Source organism: Microbacterium sp. zg-YB36, assembly GCF_024623575.2.
Taxonomy (GTDB): Bacteria; Actinomycetota; Actinomycetes; order Actinomycetales; family Microbacteriaceae; genus Microbacterium.
On record NZ_JANJFD020000001.1, the window covers coordinates 1,353,812 to 1,372,471 of the forward strand.

At 68.8% G+C, this 18,660-nt stretch carries 19 protein-coding genes; 6 read left to right on the top strand and 13 right to left on the bottom strand.

Going from position 1 to position 18,660, the window contains the following annotated elements; translation table 11 throughout:
* Window positions 1-86: 86 nt before the first annotated feature.
* The 4 genes from NQ151_RS06965 to NQ151_RS06980 form a co-directional block, all read right to left on the bottom strand.
* Window positions 87-668, bottom strand: a complete 582-nt coding sequence (locus tag NQ151_RS06965) for a hypothetical protein (RefSeq protein ID WP_257527526.1) — start codon at window positions 666-668, stop codon at window positions 87-89.
* A 26-nt stretch (window positions 669-694) separates the two neighbouring features.
* A complete protein-coding gene (locus NQ151_RS06970) occupies window positions 695-1,840 on the bottom strand; it encodes a zinc-dependent alcohol dehydrogenase (RefSeq protein WP_257508051.1) in 1,146 nt (381 codons plus the stop codon).
* A 90-nt stretch (window positions 1,841-1,930) separates the two neighbouring features.
* A complete protein-coding gene (locus tag NQ151_RS06975) occupies window positions 1,931-2,425 on the bottom strand; it encodes a metallophosphoesterase family protein (RefSeq protein ID WP_257527527.1) in 495 nt (164 codons plus the stop codon).
* Window positions 2,426-2,453: 28 nt separating this feature from the next.
* A complete protein-coding gene (locus NQ151_RS06980) occupies window positions 2,454-2,834 on the bottom strand; it encodes a hypothetical protein (RefSeq protein ID WP_257527528.1) in 381 nt (126 codons plus the stop codon).
* Between the two features lie 204 nt (window positions 2,835-3,038).
* Here NQ151_RS06980 and NQ151_RS06985 point away from each other — a divergent pair, with 204 nt between their 5' ends.
* From NQ151_RS06985 to NQ151_RS07010, 6 genes are all read left to right on the top strand, one after another.
* Entirely contained in the window at window positions 3,039-4,115 is a 1,077-nt protein-coding gene (locus tag NQ151_RS06985; RefSeq protein WP_257508048.1) for an extracellular solute-binding protein, read from the top strand.
* A 20-nt stretch (window positions 4,116-4,135) separates the two neighbouring features.
* Complete coding sequence (locus NQ151_RS06990; RefSeq protein ID WP_257527529.1) at window positions 4,136-5,185, top strand: ABC transporter ATP-binding protein; 1,050 nt, start codon at window positions 4,136-4,138, stop codon at window positions 5,183-5,185.
* Window position 5,186: 1 nt separating this feature from the next.
* On the top strand, window positions 5,187-7,178 hold the full coding sequence (locus NQ151_RS06995) for an ABC transporter permease (protein ID WP_353477562.1): 1,992 nt from the start codon (window positions 5,187-5,189) through the stop codon (window positions 7,176-7,178).
* Window positions 7,175-8,197 (top strand): LacI family DNA-binding transcriptional regulator, encoded by a 1,023-nt coding sequence (locus NQ151_RS07000; RefSeq protein WP_257527530.1) that lies wholly within the window; start codon window positions 7,175-7,177, stop codon window positions 8,195-8,197. Before NQ151_RS06995 ends, NQ151_RS07000 begins: the two co-directional genes overlap by 4 nt.
* A 46-nt stretch (window positions 8,198-8,243) precedes the next feature.
* Entirely contained in the window at window positions 8,244-9,131 is an 888-nt protein-coding gene (locus tag NQ151_RS07005; protein WP_257527531.1) for a metallophosphoesterase, read from the top strand.
* A gap of 166 nt (window positions 9,132-9,297) precedes the next feature.
* Window positions 9,298-9,906, top strand: a complete 609-nt coding sequence (locus tag NQ151_RS07010) for a flavodoxin family protein (RefSeq protein WP_257508044.1) — start codon at window positions 9,298-9,300, stop codon at window positions 9,904-9,906.
* Window positions 9,907-9,918: 12 nt separating this feature from the next.
* Here NQ151_RS07010 and NQ151_RS07015 read toward each other — a convergent pair whose 3' ends face one another.
* The 9 genes from NQ151_RS07015 to NQ151_RS07055 form a co-directional block, all read right to left on the bottom strand.
* Window positions 9,919-10,758, bottom strand: coding sequence for an EamA family transporter (locus tag NQ151_RS07015; protein WP_257527532.1), 840 nt, complete (start codon window positions 10,756-10,758; stop codon window positions 9,919-9,921).
* On the bottom strand, window positions 10,755-11,579 hold the full coding sequence (locus NQ151_RS07020; protein ID WP_257508042.1) for an energy-coupling factor ABC transporter ATP-binding protein: 825 nt from the start codon (window positions 11,577-11,579) through the stop codon (window positions 10,755-10,757). Before NQ151_RS07020 ends, NQ151_RS07015 begins: the two co-directional genes overlap by 4 nt.
* Window positions 11,576-12,424 carry an energy-coupling factor ABC transporter ATP-binding protein gene (locus tag NQ151_RS07025; RefSeq protein ID WP_257527533.1) on the bottom strand — a complete coding sequence of 283 codons (849 nt, stop codon included), beginning with the start codon at window positions 12,422-12,424 and terminating at the stop codon, window positions 11,576-11,578. Before NQ151_RS07025 ends, NQ151_RS07020 begins: the two co-directional genes overlap by 4 nt.
* Window positions 12,421-13,200, bottom strand: coding sequence for an energy-coupling factor transporter transmembrane component T family protein (locus tag NQ151_RS07030; RefSeq protein WP_257527534.1), 780 nt, complete (start codon window positions 13,198-13,200; stop codon window positions 12,421-12,423). The genes NQ151_RS07025 and NQ151_RS07030 overlap by 4 nt, the downstream gene beginning before the upstream one ends.
* Window positions 13,201-13,206: 6 nt before the next feature.
* Complete coding sequence (locus tag NQ151_RS07035; RefSeq protein WP_257508039.1) at window positions 13,207-14,040, bottom strand: ECF transporter S component; 834 nt, start codon at window positions 14,038-14,040, stop codon at window positions 13,207-13,209.
* A gap of 39 nt (window positions 14,041-14,079) precedes the next feature.
* On the bottom strand, window positions 14,080-15,141 hold the full coding sequence (locus NQ151_RS07040) for a nucleoside hydrolase (protein WP_257508038.1): 1,062 nt from the start codon (window positions 15,139-15,141) through the stop codon (window positions 14,080-14,082).
* Window positions 15,138-16,067, bottom strand: coding sequence for a ribokinase (locus NQ151_RS07045; RefSeq protein WP_257527535.1), 930 nt, complete (start codon window positions 16,065-16,067; stop codon window positions 15,138-15,140). Before NQ151_RS07045 ends, NQ151_RS07040 begins: the two co-directional genes overlap by 4 nt.
* Window positions 16,067-17,062, bottom strand: a complete 996-nt coding sequence (locus NQ151_RS07050) for a LacI family DNA-binding transcriptional regulator (protein WP_257527536.1) — start codon at window positions 17,060-17,062, stop codon at window positions 16,067-16,069. Before NQ151_RS07050 ends, NQ151_RS07045 begins: the two co-directional genes overlap by 1 nt.
* A 236-nt stretch (window positions 17,063-17,298) precedes the next feature.
* Entirely contained in the window at window positions 17,299-18,594 is a 1,296-nt protein-coding gene (locus tag NQ151_RS07055; protein WP_257527537.1) for an MFS transporter, read from the bottom strand.
* Window positions 18,595-18,660: the final 66 nt, after the last annotated feature.

Sequence of the window (18,660 nt, forward strand, 5' to 3'; positions counted from 1 at the left end):
GTGGCAGTTCGTGTCGCTTCAGCACGCGCGAAGCGACAACAACTGCCACCTGAAGCGGCGGGCGGCGGGCAGGCAGACAGCCGGTGTCAGCGGTGGCGCTTCGACGCGGGCAGCATGATCGCCCGGCCGAGCTTGAACACGGCGAACACCGCGAGCACCCAGGGGCCCACGACCAGCAGCGGGTCGAGCCAGGAGTGCTTCAGGTCGATCCGGCCGCGGCCGAAGCGCGACGCGATCGGGTGGTGGGCCACCTCTCCGGTCACACCCGACTGGGTGAACGGCTCGTCGGGACGCTTGCTCACCAGCGATGCGACGTGCGCCGTGATGGCATCCACCCGGTCGCCCAGTATCAGCAGCATCCAGTGCGCCGTCTGGCCCTCGCTGTACCGGTCATAGGCAAGGCGGCGGATGCGGCCGGCGACACCGTGCAGCGGCTGCGCGGTGCCGAACACGGGGGTCAGGCGCTCGTGCTCGACGGAACGCTCACGGCTCGCGCCACCCGGCTGCTGCTCGGGCAGGTCCCAGTGCGCGCCGGTGACGATGTCCGGCTGCTCGCGCGGGAACGCGGGGCGGTTGGCCGGATCGAGGTCACTGCCCCACCCGGGGATGCGGGCGCGCAGCTCGTCGGGATCGGGAGTCGCGCCGGGCTTTTCGGAGGTGTACGGCATGTCGGTCTCCTTCGGATGCCGTCGGCTCACGCCGTCGGCGTGATCACGGGCTTGATGATGTCGTCGAGCTTCGACGAGAAGATGTGGTATCCCTCGGCGATGTGCTCGAGCGGGATGCGGTGGGTGATCATCTCGCTGGGCTTGATGTGGCCGGCGGCGAGGTGCTCGAGCAGGCGCGGCCACTGGCGCTTCACCGGCGCCTGGTTGGTGCGAAGCGTCAGGCCCTTGTTCATCGCGTCGCCGAACTTGACGGCGCTGAACAGCGGCCCGTAGGCACCCATCACCGAGATGGTGCCGGCTTTGCGCACCGAGTCGATCGCCCAGTTGAGCGCGACGGGCGATCCGCCCTGCATCTTGAGCTTGGCCGCGGTGACGTGCTGCATGACGTGGCCATCGGCCTCGGCTCCCACAGCCTCGATCACGACGTCGGCACCGAGTCCGCCGGTCTGCTTCTTCAGTTCCAGGACGATGTCGTTCACCTGGCCGAAGTTGATCGTCTCGGCATGGGCCATCTGTTCGGCCTTGCGCAGCCGGTAGTCCAGGTAATCCACGACGATCACGCGTCCGGCGCCCATCAGCCAGCTCGACTGCGCCGCTGCCAGCCCGATGGGGCCGGCGCCGAATACCACGACGGTGTCGCCCTGCGTGATGTCACCCAGCTGCGCCCCGAAGTATCCGGTGGAGAAGGCATCCGTCAGCATCAGCGCGTCTTCGGGGTCCACCCCGTCGGGGATCACCATCGGTCCGACATCGGCGAACGGCACGCGCACGAGCTCCGCCTGGCCGCCGTCGTAGCCGCCTGCGGTGTGCGAGTAGCCGTAGATGCCGCCGACCGCGGTGGCGTTCGCGTTGACGTTGTGGCAGTTGGAGAACAGTCCCCGCGAGCAGAAGTAGCAGCTGCCGCAGAAGATGTTGAAGGGCACCATCACGCGGTCGCCGACGGAGAGGTTCTGCACCGACGAACCGACCTGCTCCACCCGCCCGATGAACTCATGGCCGAAGGTGTGGCCGACCCGGGTGTCGGGCAGCATGCCGTGGTACAGGTGAAGGTCCGACCCGCAGATCGCGGCGAGCTCCACGCGCACGATGGCGTCGTTGGGGTGCTCGATCTTCGGGTCCGGCTTGTTCTCGACGCGCACCTTGTAGGGCCCGCGGTAGGTCATCGCTTTCATCACGCCTCCTTGTGGTCCTTCAGTCTCACCCGGGCGAAAAACCCGCGCGCGGGGGTTGCCAATCACGCCGACGCGTGCCACACGTGTGCCTCAGAGCACGACGAGCTGCACCTCGCGCAGGGCACCGTCCTCGACGCGCGCGGTCATCATGGTGTGGCGCGGCTGCCGCCGCCGGTCGGTGGGCGACCCGGGGTTCAGCAGCCGCAGCCCGCCCGGGGCCGTGGTGTCCCACGGGATGTGACTGTGCCCGAACACCAGCACGTCGGAGTCGCCGAATGTCTGCTGCATCCGCTCGTCGCGGCCGCGCGCCTGGCCGGTCTCGTGCACGACCGCGAAGCGCACCCCCTCGATCTCGCGCCGTGCGATCTCCGGCAGCCGGGCGCGCAGATCCGCCCCGTCGTTGTTGCCATAGACGCCGAGCACCTCGACGTGCTGCTCGAGTTCGTCCAGCACGGATGCCGTCACCCAATCCCCGGCATGGATCACCAGGTCGGCCGCATCGGCGGCGCGCAGCACGGCGGCAGGCAGCACCCGCGCGCGTGCGGGCACGTGCGTGTCGGAGATGAGCAGCAGGCTCGTGCTCATCGGCGGCATCCGTCCCCGGTCGCTTCGGTCAGGACATGGAGCCGAGGGTGGCGACCAGGTAGATCCCCACGAAGATCAGCACCGCGCCGGCGGCGAGCACGATCATCAGCGTCGCGAGGCGACGGGTGCTGCGGTGGATGCCGGAGGTGCCGCGCGACGCCAGGAACATCGTCACCCACAGCGCCACGACCCACACGATGCCGAGAATCGGCAGCAGCACCTGGCCGGTCTGGAATGCGATCACGTACAGCACGGTCGCCACCGCGGCCAGCACACCGGCGGGGACGAGCCAGCGCGAGGGCGCACCGGCAGGCAGGTTCGGATCGGCGGACGGGTCGGCGGTGGCCGGCACCGGCTGGCGGTCGGGCATCTGCTCGGGGCCGTGCGCCTGGAATCGTTTGTCGGTCATGTCACGCTCCTTCCCCATTACGATCCCCGATCGCCGCTGATCGGAAGTGGGGCTTGACACGACGGCATGCGCTGACGCAGCCGAGTGGGTTGCGAACGCGCGACCGCGCCATTAATTCCGGTCATAGGTTGTTCCTTTGTCACAAACGATTGCGATAGTGTCCCTTCGGTGGGAATCACCTCAAGGACGAGCGAGAGGCACGGCATGTTCGGAGCACGCAAGAAGCACCTGGCGATCATCGGAGCGACGGCAGCTGCCGTGCTGGCTCTGGGTGGATGCGCCGCGGGCGAAGAGGAAGCCGACACCGGCGACGCCGCCGAATCGGCCGACGCGACGCTCATCGTCTACACCAACTCCAACTCCGACGGCCGTGGCGAGTGGCTGCAGGCCCAGGCCGAAGAGGCCGGCTTCGACATCGAGATCGTCGGGCTCGGCGGCGCGGACCTGACCAACCGCATCATCGCGGAGAAGAACAACCCCGTGGGCGATGTCGTCTTCGGCCTCAACACGATGTTCTTCGAGCAGCTCAAGGCCGAAGAGGCCATCGCCGGCTACGAGCCCAGCTGGAGCGGCGAAGTCCCCGCCGACGCCGGGGACCCCGCCGACGGCGTCTACTGGCCGCTGGTCGAGCAGGCCATCGTCACCGTGTACGACCAGAACACCAACACCACCGCTCCCGACGATGTCGACGAGCTGGCGACGGATGCCGCCTACCAGGGCCGCTACGAAGTGAACCCGGCCCTCGGCCAGGCCACCCCCCAGCTGGTGCTGGCGGGCATGCTGACCCGCCACCTCGATGAAGACGGCGACCTCGGCGTGAGCGACGAGGGCTGGGAACTGGTCGAGGCGTACTACGCCAATGGCTCCCCGGTGGTGGAAGGCACCGACCTCTACGCCCGCATCACCCGCGGCGAGGTGGACTACGGCGTGCTGCCCTCCAGCGCCATCGAGGCCCGCGACACCGAGTACGGCACCGAAACCGGCATGATCGTCCCCGAGTACGGCGTGCCGTACGTCACCGAACAGGTCGCCGTCATCAACGGCAGCGCCAACGAGACCCGCGCGCAGGAGTTCATCGACTGGTTCGGCAGCGCCGAGGTGCAGGGTGCCTTCGCCGCCGAGTTCAACGCCATGCCCGTCAACGAGGGCGCGATCGCCGAGGCCAACCCTGAGGTCGTCGCGCTGCTGGCAGAGCTGCCGCGTCAGGACATCGACTTCGGTTTCGTGAGCGAGCACCTCGGCGACTGGGTCGAGAAGGTCACTCTCGAATACATCGGCTGAACAAGGGACAGGCAGCGATCGTGATCCGCTTCGAAGACGTCGACGTCACCTTCGGCGAACACCGTGCGGTGCGCGGGCTGAATCTGGAGATCCGTGAAGGCGAGTTCTTCACCCTCCTCGGCCCGTCGGGGTGCGGTAAGACAACCGCACTCCGGTCGCTCGCCGGATTCATCCAGCCCAGCGGCGGCCGCATCTGGATCGGCGACCGGGACGTGACCAACGTCGCCAGCGAGAAGCGCGGCGTCGGCATGGTCTTCCAGAACTACGCCCTGTTCCCGAGCATGAACGTGCGCGAGAACATCGCGTTCGGTCTGGCGGTGCGCAAGTCGTCCAAGGCAGAGCAGCGCTGGCTGGTCGACGAGATCGCGGATCGCACCGGCCTGGCATCCGCTCAGCTGGACAAGAGCGTCGCAGAACTCTCCGGTGGTCAGCAGCAGCGCGTGGCGATCGCCCGCGCGCTGGTGCTGACCCCGAAGATCCTGCTGCTCGATGAGCCGCTGTCCAACCTCGACGCCAAGCTGCGCGTGCAGCTTCGCGAACAGTTGAAGCAGCTGCAGAACGACCTGGGCGTGACGACGGTCTACGTCACCCATGACCAGGAAGAGGCGCTGACGCTCAGCGACCGCATCGCAGTGCTGGATGCCGGGCAGTTGCAGCAGGTGGGCACGCCCGAGGAGATCTACGACCGCAGTGCGACGTCGTTCGTCTGCCGCTTCATCGGCGAAAGCAACCGGCTGTCGCCGGCGGTGCTGCGCCGACTGCGCTCCGGCGCAGAGGCGGGGACGCCTGCGGCCGCCCTCGACGAGCACGCCGAGAGCTACGTGCGACCGGAGAAGGTCGCGATCGTCGCCGGCACCGAGACGGCATCCTCCTCGGGTGCCGCCCCGGTGTACGGGACGGTGCAGGACCGCACCTACCACGGTGGCCACAGCGTCTACACGGTCACCGTGGACGACACCCCGCTGCGGGTGAGCGTGGCCGGCACGGCCGCCGCGCGGCGATGGGAGCCGGGTACCGAGGTCACCCTCGGCATCGACCCCCGCTGGGTGCTCCAGTACCCGGGGCGTTGAGATGGCGCTGACCACTCCTCCCCCGCCACCGGAGGCGGACGAGCTGCCCGCGGCATCCGCACCCCTCGGCCCCACTCCGGGCCGTCCGCGCCGCCGGGGCCGCAAGCCGGGCAGCATCCGCGCCATGCTGCGCTCGCCCATCGTGTGGGTCACCGGCATCGCGGTGCTGTGGTTCTCCGCCGCGTTCCTCGTGCTCCCCAACGTCACGCTGCTGGGCGCGACCTTCTTCCCGGACGGCCAGTTGAGCCTGCGGGCACTGGAGAAGCTGTTCGGCAGCGAGCGGGCCATGAGCACGCTGGGCAACAGCTTCCTGCTGGCGATCACGCTGTCGATCACCGTCAACGTGGTCGGCGTCTTCATCGTGCTGGTGACGCAGTACTTCCGCATCCGCGGCGCGCGCCTGCTGTGGCTCGGTTACGCCACCACCCTCATCTACGGCGGCATCGTGCTGGCCGCCGGCTACAACTTCATCTACGGCCGCTTCGGGTTCATCACCAACATGGCAGCCAACTGGTGGCCGGATCTGGACCGGGACTGGTTCTCGGGCTACTTCGCCGTCGTGTTCGTGATGACCTTCGCCTCCACGACCAACCACATGCTGTTCCTGTCGTCATCGCTGGCGAAGATCGACTACGCCTCCATCGAGGCCGCCAAGCTCATGGGCGCCTCCACCTGGACGATCCTGCGACGCATCGTGCTGCCGGTCATGCGACCGATGCTCTTCGCCGTCACGGTGCTGACCTTCCTCATCGGCCTCGGCGCGCTGACGGCTCCCCTCGTGCTGGGCGGGCCCGACTTCCAGACCGTCGCCCCGCTCATCGTCGACCTCTCCCGCAGCCCCGTCACCCGCGACATCGCGGCGCTGCTGGCGATCGTGCTGGGTGTGGCGACCATCATCCTGCTGGCGATCATGAACCGCGCCGAGAAGTCCGGCGTGTACTTCTCCGTCGCCAAGGTTGCCACCCCCATCCAGAAGCAGCAGATCCAGAACCCGCTCGCCAACGCGGTCGTGCACGTGCTGGCATACGTCGTCTGGCTGATCTACCTCATCCCCGTCGTGCTGATCGTGGTGTTCTCGTTCGTCGACGCCCGCAGCATCCTCGCCGGCAGCATCACGTTCGACAGCTTCACGCTGGACAACTACATCACCGTGTTCACGACCGCTGACGCGATGCGTCCGTTCGTCGTGAGCGTCGTCTACAGCGCGCTGGCCTCGGTGATCGCCGTGGTGGGGCTGCTGTTCGTCGCCCGGATGCTGCAGCGCTACCGCAACCCGCTCACCTCGGCGATCGAGTACGTGCTGCACATCCCGTGGATCCTGCCGACCGTGCTCATCGCGCTGGGGCTGGTGATGACCTTCGACAAGCCCAACGGCTGGATCGGCAACCTGGTGCTCACCGGTACGCCGGCACTGCTGCTGATCGCGTACATCATCGTGAAGATCCCGTTCACGCTGCGCCTGCTCAAGGCCGCGTTCGCGTCGGTGCCGGATTCACTGGAGGACGCCTCGCGCATCCTCGGTGCCGGGTCGCTGACGGCGTTCCGGCGCGTCATCATCCCGCTCGTGCTGCCGACGGCCGCGGCCATCACAGCGCTGAACTTCAACAGCCTGCTGGATGACTACGACGCGGCGATCTTCCTCTACCACCCGCTGTACCAGCCGCTCGGCGTGGCGATCCAGGAGAGCACGCGCGGCGAGAACAACCTGGACGCGATGCCGATCACCTTCGTCTATACCGTGCTGCTCATGGTCATCATGGGGATCACGATGTACCTCGTCTACGGACGCGGCTCGAAGGCCGGCTCGCCGCGCCGCGTCGGTCGTCGCGCTCTGGCGCGCGACGCCGTTGCGCGCGATGCACGCGCGGCGCAGGATGCCGGTGTGCGTGCTGCTGCCGGCGCGGGTGCGGGTGTCGCGCCTGCGGGCGCGGATGGCGCGGGTGCGGGTGTCGCCGGCGGCCGCCGTGCCGCCAGGAGGAAGAACGGCGCATGAGCGAGACGCCCGACCGCGCCCCGCTGCGAGTGACGATCAGTGACGTCGCCGCCGCAGCGGGAGTGTCGCGGGCGACCGCGACGCGTGCGCTGAAGGGCGAGGGCCGGTTCTCCGAATCCACGCGGGAGCGGATCCTCGAGATCTGCGCGCGCCTCGGCTACGTGCCCAACACGATGGCCGCCGAGCTCGCCGCCGGGCGCACCGGGACGGTCGGGCTGATGCTGCGCGACGCCAGCAACCCGGCGTACGGTCTGCTGTTCTCGCGGCTGCAGGACGAAGCCCACGCGCGCGGCCTGGATCTGGTCACTGTCACGATCGGCGCCGACACCGGCGGCACCAAGCAGGTCACGGCGCTGCAGCGGCTGCTGGGCATGCGGGTCGCCGGCCTGATCGTCGCCACCGGTGGCGTGACCAACGAGCAGCTCATGCCGTTCGCCGACCAGGTGCCGATCCTGCGCGCCGGCCGGGACGAGACCGGTGACCGCATCCATGCCGTCGCGTATGACGAGCACGCTCACGGCGAGCTGCTCGCCCAGCACATCCATGCCCTCGGTCACCGCCGCGTCGCGGTGCTCGCCACCGACCCGGTGGCCTCCTTCCCCGAGCACGTGCGGGCCACCGCGATGCGCGAATGGCTCGAAGCCGCCGGCGCGAACGTCGTGGCCGTCCCGGTGGGCGCGGCGCCGGAAGACGGCGTCGCGGACGTGCTCGCACTGGCATCCGCCGGGCGCATCACCGCGGTGCTGTGCTCCTCGGACTACCGGCAGCTGGCCGTGCTGCGCGCCGCGCGCGCGGCGGGGCTTGATGTGCCCGGCGACCTCAGCGTCACCGGGTGCGACGGCATCCTGCCCGGGGCGGACCTGCTGGGCCTGACCACCGTGCGCATTCCGGTGGAACAGGTGGCGCGGGGCGCCATCGAAGCGATACAGCACCTGCTCGACACCGGCGAGGACACGGTGGTGCGCCGGTCGCATGCCGGGCCGCTCGTGCCCGGCGCGACCGCAGCGCCGCTGTCGTGATGACCTCACTGCTCTTGCTCCGAGATATCCCCGAAGGGACCATCCGATGATCCTCAGCGAGTACCCCCGCCCCCGCAGGGTGTTCGTGCACCTCGCCGACACGCACCTGCCGGGCGACCCGGAGCTGCTGTACGGCGCTGCGGATGCCGACGGGCACCTGGCCACGCTGCTGAAGCGCATCGAGGCGAGCGGGCTGCGGCCCGACGCGCTGCTGCTGGCCGGCGACCTGGTCGACCGCGGCGACCGCTCCGCGTACCGGCGCCTGCGGGCGCTGGTGGAACCGGTCGCCGAGCGCATCGGCGCCGAGATCGTGTGGGCGCCGGGCAACCACGACGACCGCGCCGCGATGCGCGAAGAGCTGCCGATCGACGACGCCGGCACGGCCGACCCCTATGCGCCGATCTGCTTCACGCGGTGGTTCGGCGGACTGCGGGTGCTCGTGCTGGACTCCACCGTGCCCGGCGCGCACTGGGGCGAGGCAGGCCCGGCGCAACTGGAGTGGCTGCGCGATGAGCTGTCGCGGCCCGCGCCGGAGGGCAGCATCCTCGTCGTGCACCACCCCCCGCTGCCGACGGTGCTGGATCTGGCGGTCACCGTCGAGCTGCGCGAGCAGAAGGCACTGGCCGATGTGCTGCGCGGATCGGACGTGCGGGCGATCCTCGCCGGGCACGTGCATCACCCGTCGTTCGGCAGCTTCGCCGGGATCCCGGTGTCGGTCGCGTCCTCCAGCGCGTACGGGCAGGATCTCGCGACCGTCGTGGGTTCGACGCGCGGTCACGATGGCGGTCAGGGCTACAACCTGGTGCACGTGTATCCCGAGACGATCGTGCACTCCCCCGTCGCGCTCGAGCGCGGTGCGAACGTGGGCGAGCACGTCCCCGCCGCCGAGGTCGCCACCCGCATCGCCGCCGCCGGCCTAGCCTGGCGTCCCTGAGCCACCGAGTGAGTATTCGCGCCGTCGAGTGAGTATTCGCGGTGCCGAGTGAGTATTCGTCGCGTCGAGTGAGTATTCGCGGGCGTGGGGACCGCGCATCCGCTGTCAACCCCTCGTCGGTCGCTGCGGCGCCTTCATAGGCTGAGCGGGATCGAAAGGATGCCCCATGCTTCGCGCACTCGTTCTCAACTGCACCCTCAAGCCCTCTCCTGCCGAGTCCAGCTCCGACGTCCTCGCCGGGCAGGTGCTCGACGCCCTCGCCAAGTACGACGTGCACGGCGAGAGCATCCGCGTCGTCGACCACGACGTCAAGCCCGGCGTCGAGGCGGACATGGGCGACGGCGACGAGTGGCCCCTGATCCGGGGGCGGGTGCTGGCATCCGACATCCTGGTCTTCGCCACCCCCACCTGGATGGGTCACATGTCCAGCGTCGCGCAGCGCGTGCTCGAGCGACTGGATGCCGAGATCTCCGAGACCGACGATGAGGGCCGGCCGATCATCGCCGGCAAGGTGGCGGTCGCTGTCGTGGTCGGCAACGAAGACGGCGCCCATGCGATCATCGCCGATCTGTTCCAGGGTCTGAATGACGTGGGCTTCACTGTCCCGTCGCAGGGCGGCGTCTACTGGAACGGCGAGGCCATGCAGTCCACCGACTACAAGGACCTGCCCGAGACGCCCGAGAAGGTAGCGAGCACCACCGAAACCCTCGCGCGCCATGCGGCGCACCTGGCGAAGCTCCTGAAAGAGCGGCCGTACCCCGCGCCGGCATCCTGACGTTGCTTCGGCCTACGTCGACAACGCCACCACCGCCACCCCGCCGAGCACAAGTGCCACCCCGAGGATCTGCACCAAGAGCAGCCGTTCCTTGAGGAACCACCACCCCAGCACAGCGGTGACGGCAGGGAAGACCGACGCGCACACGGCGACGACCGACAGCATCCCCGACTCGCTCGCGATGGCGAAGCAGAGGTTCGCCGTAAAGCCGAGCACGCCGATGGCCACGATGCCGACGAGGTTGCGCCCCCTCGCACGGGGGACCACGCGCAGCATCAGCATCGCGACGACGTAGATGACGAGCGTCGTCACGACGTTGGCCACCAGCGTCGCGGAGATGTCGTAATCGCTCCCCCACGCGACTGCGAGATTGTTGACGCCGAACCCGAGCGCGGCAACAAGCGAAAGCAGGATCGGCTTCAGCCCGCCACCGCCCTTGCCTCGACGCAGTTCGGGCCCGCTCGCACAGACCGTGCCGATGATGGCGACGGTCATGCCTGCCAGCAGCAGCGCCCCCGGAGCATCTCCCCCGACGAAACCCGCGACGACGGGGACCAGCACGCTGAGCGCTGCGATCGGCGCGACCACCCCCATCGTTCCGATCGCGAGGGCTCGATACAGCGCTGAGACACCCACGGCGGCCCCTACGCCGCTGACGATTCCCCACCCATAGGCGGGGAGCGCGTCGGCGCCGATGGGCTCCGCAAGCACTCGCGGAATGACGGCGAGCGTTGCGACCAGTTGCGAGAGCACGAGCACGGTGATCTGCGGCACCCGGCGTGAGAGCGCACCGCCCAAGAAATCGGCGATACCCAGAAACAGCGAGGCGAGCAGGGCGAGCGCAGCGGTCACCCGACGGCCCTGCGCTCGCTCGCCGCCGCGTCGACGAACGCATCGACTGTGCGCGGTTGCGCGCGCCACCCCAGGTGTGATGCCAGGCGCATGAGTTGCGGCGGCTCCACGCGCGCGGCCTCGACGATCTCGCGCTGCGTGAACACGTCCTCTGGTGCGCCGTCAGCGCGCACCTGGCCCTGTGTCATGACGATGACCCGATCGAAATGCTCGACACAGAAGTCCATGTCGTGCGTGATCGCGATCACGGTGCGTCCCTGCTCGCTGACTTCCCGCACGACGCGGGCGACCATCGCAATTCCACGGGCGTCCTGTCCCGTTGTGGGTTCGTCGAGCACCAGGACAGGTGTCTGCATGGCCAGCACTCCGGCCAGTGCCACCCGCTTGCGCTCGGACAGGGCGAGCTGGTGCGGATGCACGTCGGCCGTCTCGGCGAGCCCGACGGTCTCCAGCGCCGTCATCGCACGCTCCCGCGCGGCATCCTCCTCGAGTCCGAGATTGCGCGGACCGAAGGAGACGTCTGCGATCACGGTGCGAGCGAAGATCTGTTCATCCGGATTCTGGAACACATAGCCCACACGCTCGGCCATCTGCGCGATCGTGCGCGGTTCGGTGGTCCAATCCCCCACGTGGACGGTGCCGCTGGTCGGCACGAAGATGCGGTTGAGATGCCGCGCGAGCGTGGTCTTTCCTGCACCGTTCTGCCCGACGATGGCAACGCGCTCGCCAGCGCGTACGTCGAGGTTCACGCCACGCAACGCCTCCGCCCCGTTGGGGTAGGTGTACCGCACGTCGACGAACCGGATGTCCATGCCGGTCATTTCGCTCCTCCTACCGTGAAGACGGCGGCTGCTTCTTCCAGTGACACCGGAATGTCGATCTCCGCCGACAGGATGCCGCGGCGGACCGCTGCTCGTGCAGCTGCGGCGTAACGGGTGGCCTCGATCCCCCACTGGTCAAGGCGCTCGTCCGAGAGGATCTCGCGAGGTTCACCGATCGCGGCGACGCGCTCGTGGGCGATGACCGCGATCCGGTCACAGTGCTGGCGGAGCAGTTCCACCTTGTGCTCGAACACGACAATCGTCGTCCCGGCGTCGCGCAACGCAGCCAGCACCTCGAAGACCATTCGGGTGCCAGCGGGGTCCAGCTGCGACGTGGGTTCGTCCATGACGAGCACCGGAGTGCGCAGCACCACCATCGACGCGATCGCGAGCAACTGCTGCTGCCCGCCGGACAACGCGTAAGGCGAGCGGTCGAGCAGGTGAGAGATCCCGAGCAGTTCGGCTGCGGCATCCACCCGCTGCGCCATCTCTGCACGAGGCACGCCCAGATTCTCCAGCCCGAACGCGATCTCGTCGCGCACCGTGTACTTCGCGCCGGAGATCTGGTTGAAGGGGTTCTGGATGACCAGGCCCACCTTCGCCACTGCGTCCGCCAGCTTGAGGTCGGCGACGTCGGCGCCGTCCACGGTGACCGTGCCGGTGAGTTCGCCGCCATCGACATGCGGGATGAATCCCGCGATGATCTTCGCGAGCGTCGTCTTGCCGGCCCCGGATGCGCCGACGATGCCGACGATCTCGCCCTGCGCCACCTCGAGGTCGACGTGCTCGAGCGCGAAATGCTCCGCATCCGGGTAGGCGTATGAGATATCGCTGAGGGTGATCACAGTGCTCCTGTAACGATGGGAAGGACGATGGCGGCAACGGCGACGACCGGCATCGTCCAGCGGAAGACGCGCTGGGCAGTGGTGTCGGGGACCGGTGTCAAGGCGGTGCGCCTCGCCGTCGATCCGAACCCGCGAGCCTCCATCGCGGTCGCCCGCTCCTCGACGTCGGTGAACATGCCGAGCACGAGCGGCGCCAGCAAGGGCATCATCGCCCCAACCCTGCCTCGCAGGCCCTTGCCGATGGCAAGTCCCCGCGCTTGCTGCGCCAGCAGGATGCCGTTGGCCCGATCCTGAAAGGCCGGGATCAGCTGCAGCGTCGAGCTGATGATGTAGCTGAACTTCGGAGACATCCCGCGTTCGGTGAGGGCCGACAGCAGATCCCCCGGGTGCGTGGTCAGGACGAAGAGGATGGATGCAAAGACGAGACAGATGATTCGCGAGCCGATCCCGAGGGCGAAGTACAGGCCTTCGGTCGTGATGGCGATCCCGCCCCACTCCCACAGCGCGGTCTTGCCGCCGGGGAAGGTGAGCCCCTGCACGATGAAGAGCACCAGGATGATCGGCGTGAGGATCGCGAATCCCAGCTTCGCGAGCCGGCCGCCGCAACCGGAGACGACGGCGGCCGGCACGATGACGGCGACGACGGCGATGCCCGCGACCCACCAGAAGGGGATCGCGAACACTACGACGATCAGGGTGAGCAGAGTCACCAGTTTTGTCACGGGGTTCAACCGGTGAACCGGCGACTCCCGATCGACGTACAGCGTCGACGCCATGGGTGGTCAGCTCGCGCTTTCGCTCTTGCTCGTGACGGTGGGTGCCGCCTTGCCGAAGACGCGGTACTGCCGCACGAACGGGAAACGCTGCCGGAACCGGTTGGGCAATGCCGCCAGGATGAGCACGACGATCGTGAACGTGATCGCCTTGTCCAGCGGATCCGACAGCAAGCCCTGCAGGGTCGTCGCTCCCAGGATCGATTGCCCCATCGCCTGGAACGCCCCCACGATCGCTCCCGTGCCCCCACCGGTCGCGCCACCGAAGACAAAGGCGGAGATGGGCGCCGAGATCACGGCGGCGACGATTCCGGTGACGAAGCCCGCAACCGGAGCGAGGTAGAACCGGCGGAACATCCCCATCCGGGCGGCGTAGCCGGCCATCACGCCGATGATCACCTGCACCACCGCGAACGGCAGGGCGATCGGGCTCAGTGTCAGACCCCAAATCACATTGGTCAGGATGCCGGTGACGACACCGGCCGCGGGACCGGCGAGCGCCGCGACGAGGACCGTGCCGATCGAGTCGATGTACACCGGGAGCCCGAGCACCGCCACGATCTGCCCGACAACGATGTTCAAGGCGATCGCCACCGGAATCATCGCGATCGTTGCCGTGGGCAGCCGGTGGATGGATCCGGCTGCGAGCAGGATCGCGCCGATGACGTAGCCTCCGATGGCGATCAGCGAGGCCTGGCTCGTGCTGCTCTCAGCGACCTCGGTCGGCTGCCCGACCACGAGGTAGAGATAGGTCGCCACGATGACGAGTGAGCCGACGGCGACCAGGATGGTGTTCCTCAGCCGATTCGGATCGACGTTCTTGGTTGTTGTGGTGCTGAACATGAATGCCTCCTTGCATTCTCTACGGGTGGGTGAAAACGGTCAGCCGACCTGACGGGCCAGGCGGCCGACGCGATCGACGACGCGGCGGAAGAACTCCTCCGGATCGGTGTCGACGACGATGTCGGCGTTTTTCGGACGACCCCAGATGCCTCGCCAGTCCGCGACAGTCTGACCGCGCGTCAGCGTGCCCGCCAGTTCCATGTCGACAGTGGCGGCGCGGGTGATCCCGAGCGACGGGTCCAGTGCGATCGCCGCTGCGAAGGGGTCGTGCATGTGCGCGAGGAAGCCCTGGTCGTAGGCGCGATGGAACTCCATATAGAACCGCACGGCATCCGATAGATGACGGATGACCGCGTTCGACGCGGTGGAGCGCGTCCCGATCGCGTCCTCGGGTGAGACGACCTCCTCGGGCGTGCTGCCGGCTGCCCGGGCGAGGGCGGCGAGGTGCGCCGGCTTCATCTCGATGCGCTCGGTGACATCCAGCGCGCAGACGATCGGGCGGCGCCCGGCGGGCAGTCCGCTGAACGCGTCGAACACGATCTTCGCCGACTCCGGATCCACCGCGATATTCCACTCCGTCGTCGGGGTGGTGTTGCCCGGGTGGTTGAAGGCGCCGCCCATGATGACGAGCCGTTTCAGCAGCGAAGGCAGTTCGGGGAACAGCTTGATCGCCAGGGCGAGATTGGTGAGAGGACCGGTGACCAGGCCGACGACCTCGCCGGGGCGTCGGCGCACCGCATCGATCCACACTTCGGTCGCGTGCCGCTTCGACACGGTGCGGCTGGGCGCGGGCAGCTCAGCGTGCCCGATACCCTGCGGCCCGTGCGTCTCCTCGGTGGTCATCAGCGGCTGCACGATGGGGATCTCAGCACCGAGGGCCACCTCGACATCGTCGTAGCCGCACAGCTCGAGCCACGCGAGGTTGTTGATCGCCACCTGCTGCGCCGGGACGTTTCCCGCCGTGCAGGTGATGCCGACGATCTCCGCTTCCGGGCTGGCCATTAGATACAGCAGCGCCAGCGAGTCGTCGATGCCGGTATCGACGTCGACGAGCAGCGGAACACGGGCCTGGGCGTTCGGGTCTGTCACAGGAATCCTCATCTTTGGTCAGCGTCATGAAGGGGGTGTCGACGCAACAGCTCGTCGATCACGTCGGCGGAAAGCTCCGGATGCCGCGCCCCGCGCGCGGTGACCGTCAACGCGCCGGCCGCCGCCCCCCGGCGCGCCGCGGAGAGCAGGTCGTCACCAGCAGCGAGCGCGGCCACCAGCGCGCCGACGAAGGCATCGCCGGCGCCGACCGTGTCGACGGTGTTGACCGCGATGATCGGAACGCGGGAGGGCACGCCGCCTCGCGGAGAGAGCACCGCGCCCTGTCGTCCCAACGTCACCACGAGGTTCAGATCGTGCCGCGCCGCCACCTCGGCGACGGCATCCGGGCTGAAGTCGGTCAGTCCCAGAAGGTCGGATGCCTCGCCCTCGTTGACGATGAGCGTGTCGACGAGGGGAAGCAGACGCGCTGCGCCCGGGGTGACCGGCGCGGCGTTCAGGACCACGCGCGCACCGCGGGCGTGCGCTGTGTCGGCGACGTGCTCCACCACGGCCAGGGGCAGCTCCAGCTGAAGGGCGACGATGTCGCCGGCGTCGATGGGAACGTACGGCTCCGCCGGCCAGGCGTTGTTCGCACCGGGCGCGACCACGATGACGTTTCCACCCTCGCTGTCGACGGCGATCATCGCCATGCCGGACACCTCGTCGACCTCGCGGATGAGGCTGACATCGACCCCGGCGCAGGCAAGCTCATCACGCATCTGCGCGCCGACGGCATCCTGCCCCACGGCACCGGCCATCGCCACGTGCACATCCTTCGAAGAGCGCGCGGCCGCGTGCGCTTGGTTGGCCCCCTTGCCGCCGGAGCTTCGGTGCACGGCGTCGGCGATGATCGTCTCCCCGACGACGGGGATGCGGCGGACCTCGAAAGTCACGTCGGCGTTGATCGAGCCGACGACCATTACTCGCGAACCCGGCATCACGCTCCTCCTCGCCTGCTCACGCTGGCGCCCTCGACAAGCGTCGTCGGGAGCACAACATCCAGCGCCTGGCCGTCGCCGTCGAGCTGCCTAAGCAGAAGTCGGCCCGCCGCGACGCCTAGCTCGCGGATCGGCTGCGCGATCGTGGTCAGCATGGGAGTCGTGTAGCGGGACAGTCCGATGCCGTCCAGACCGATCACGGACATCTGCTCGGGAACGGGGATCCCCCGCACCGAGCAGCACGCGAGAAAGCCGATCGCGCTGAGGTCGTTGGCGGCGAAGACCGCGGTGATACCCGGCTCACGCTGAAGCAGTTCGGCACCGGCGCGGTGCCCGCCCTCCTCCTCGAAGTCTCCGACGGCGACGAGGTGGTCCCCGACGGGGAGGCCCGCCTCGCGCAACGCGCGCTCCCATCCGGCGCGACGCAGTTCCGACACCGCCAACCCTTGAGGGCCCGCGATGTGTCCGATGCGCGTGTGGCCCGCGTCGATGAGGTGCCGGGTCGCGGCGAAACCGGCTGCTTCCTGATCCACACCGACGCTGGCGTGCCGACCGGAGCGCCCACGGTCCAGGAGTACGGCGGGGGTGCCGGCGACGAGCTCTTCGGTGTCGGCGTCGATATCGCTGGCGACGAGCAGGATGCCGTCGACCTGCTTTCGCCGCAGCGCAGCGAGCCGAGCGCTCAGCGCCACCGCGCTGCGCGGTGCGTCCAGCAGGAGCAGGAGCAGGTCACGCTCGTCGGCGACGGATTGCACGCCCTTGACCAACTCGGGGAAGAAGGGGTTGGTGATGTCCGGTACGAACAGCGCGATGGTCTGGGTCGATTTCGCGACCAGGGAACGCGCGACCTCATTGCGCTGGTAGCCGAGCTGATCCGCAATCAGACAGATGCGTTCGGCGGTCCTCTGGGAGACGCCGGGCTGGCCGTTGAGGGCGCGGGAAACGCTTGCGATCGACAGTCCGCACGCCTGCGCCACGTCGTACACCGTCACCATTGACCCACCGCCTCATTGCGAACGTAAGCGCTTACTAAGGCGCTGTTGGAGACACTAGTGGAAACTCTCGCGGGGGTGCAAGCCGGTTTCTGCCTGTCGGTGCCGAGGCCGCGAAGCGACATCACGCGACAGGCGAACGAGCCGGCATCCACTCCAGCGCCCGACAGCGCGAATACTCACTCGACGCCGCGAATACTCACTCGACGCCGCGAATACTCACTCGACGGCGCGAATACTCACTCGACAGCGGCGCGCAGCGGCGCGGCGGGGACGGATGCCGGGACGGCCGCGACCGACGACGACGCGACCCGCGCGCGGCGCTCCACCACGAGGTTCACGACACCCAGCGCGAACGCGAGCACGGCCGCGACCAGCGGCAGCACCATCGCCGCGCCCGCGCCGACGCTCTCGGCCACGGCACCGGTCACGGCGGCCGCGAGCGACTGCGCGAGCGCCATCGCCGACCCGAGCACGGTCATGATCGTCGCCGACCGCCCGACGGGACTGCGCGTCCCGGCCAGGCTGAACAGCGTCACCAGGGTCGGACCGACGCCCAGTCCCATGATGCAGAGCATCACCGTCACGGCCGGCACCGACCCGCTCAGCGTGAAGCCGAGCGTCGCGACGGCCAGCACGCCCGAGAACAGCAGCCAACGCCACCGCAGCGCGAACCGGGCAGGCAGCACCGCGACCGCCAGCGCCAGCACGGCCGAGCCGATCCCCATCAGGCCGTACAGCAGCGCCGCCGAGTCCACGTCGCCCTGCTCCTCCATGAACGCGGTCAGCGAGGTCAGCGTGGAGCCGAAGAACATCCCGACCGCGAAGGTCGCCGCCACCAGCACCAGCACCGGGGCGCGCAGCAGCTCGCGCGCCGGCGCGATCTCCGCGGGGCCGGCATCGGCGTGCGTGCCTGCTCCGGCACGGGCGGTGGGGTGCAGCGCGAACGCCGTGACGAAGACGAAGCTCAGCACCGCGGCGCCGGCGATGGGCGCCCACGGCGCGATGAACGAGGCGAGGATGCCGACGACCACCGGCCCGATCACGAACGCGGTCTCGTCGGCGGCGGATTCGTACGCCATCGTCCGGGAGAAGGTGCGCTCCCGGCGGTGCGGCGACAGCAGGTTACCGATGATCGCGATCATGCGGCTGCGCGACATCGCGGCAGCCTGCGGCGCGGACAGGCCGATGAGCAGTGCCGACAGCAGCAGCATCCATTCGGCCGAGCCGGAGAACACCACGAACGGGAACGCGGCCAGCAGCGCGCTGTTGACCAGCCCCAGCGGCACGAGCACGCGACGCTGACCGAGGCGGTCGACGGCGTCGCCCACGAGCGGCCCGGCGATCACGGTTCCGATGCCGACGGCGGCGGAGGTGAGCCCACCGAGGGCGACCGACCCGGTCGCCGAGACCACGAGCGTCAGCACGCCGACCACCATCATGGCGAACGGCAGCCGCGCGATGAACGCGATCGGGAAGTACGACCGGCCGGTGTGGTCGATCAGCGAGCGATCACGTGGGGCGGGTGCAGACATGGTGGGGTACCTCGGTTCGGCCAGCGGACAGACGTGCCGCCTTGCCTTCCCAGCAGGTAGATGCAC